A 1,031-nucleotide genomic window follows, 5' to 3' on the forward strand; every position below is an offset into this window, starting at 1 on the left:
AGCTACTGGTTGGAAAAATGAGCCAGAAATTTTACCTATGCTCAAACAATTAGTAGAGTCTGATGATGATAATTCAGATGTGCGACAAGAAGCGGTGCGACAATTAGCCATTGCTTGGAAAGATGAGCCAGAAATTTTACCCATGCTCAAACAATTAGTACAGTCTGATGATGATCGGTGGGTGCGACAAATAGCGGTTCAACAATTAGCTACTGGTTGGAAAAATGAGCCAGAAATTTTACCTATGCTCAAACAATTAGTAGAGTCTGATGATGATAATTCAGATGTGCGACAAGAAGCGGTGCGACAATTAGCCATTGCTTGGAAAGATGAGCCAGAAATTTTACCCATGCTCAAACAATTAGTACAGTCTGATGATGATCGGTGGGTGCGAGAACAAGCAATTCTACAATTAGCTACTGGTTGGAAAGATGAGCCAGAAACTTTACCCATGCTCAAACAATTAGTGCAGTCTGATAATAAATTTTTGCGACAAACAGTGGTTCAAAAATTAGCTACTGGTTGGAAACATGAGCCAGAAATTTTACCTATGCTCAAACAATTAGTAGAGTTTCTGGATGATGTTTCCAACCCCTAGCTATTTGCTCTACTGCTACTGCTCGGACATCCCAATTAACATTTAACTTTACAGATTCTTGAAGCATTGGTAGAGTTTCTGGGTGATGTTTCCAACCTCTAACTATTTGTCGTACTACTTCAAATTGCACCTGCCAGTTATTATCAGACTGTACTAATTGTTTGAGCATAGGTAAAATTTCTGGCTCATCTTTCCAACCAGTAGCTAATTGTTTAACCGCTTCTTCTCGTACATTTGAATTATCATCAGAATGCGCTAATTGTTTGAGCATAGGTAAAATTTCTGGCTCATGTTTCCAACCAGTAGCTAATTTTTGAACCACTGTTTGTCGCAAAAATTTATTATCAGACTGCACTAATTGTTTGAGCATGGGTAAAGTTTCTGGCTCATCTTTCCAACCAGTAGCTAATTGTAGAATTGCTTGTTCTCGCAC

General features: G+C 38.7%; 2 protein-coding genes. One reads left to right on the top strand and one right to left on the bottom strand.

All coding sequences use genetic code 11. The features are described 5' to 3' along the window. Positions 1 to 598, top strand: a 598-nt coding sequence (locus tag D5R40_RS33275; protein ID WP_134239679.1) for a HEAT repeat domain-containing protein, incomplete at its 5' end; no start/stop codon positions are given. On the opposite strand, the gene D5R40_RS33280 is transcribed toward D5R40_RS33275, so the two are convergent. Beyond that, the coding region (locus D5R40_RS33280) for a HEAT repeat domain-containing protein (protein WP_134239680.1) at positions 555 to 1,031 on the bottom strand (477 nt) is incomplete at its 5' end. The two genes, D5R40_RS33275 and D5R40_RS33280, sit on opposite strands and share 44 nt — an antisense overlap.

The organism is Okeania hirsuta, from assembly GCF_003838195.1.
Lineage (GTDB): Bacteria > Cyanobacteriota > Cyanobacteriia > Cyanobacteriales > Microcoleaceae > Okeania > Okeania hirsuta.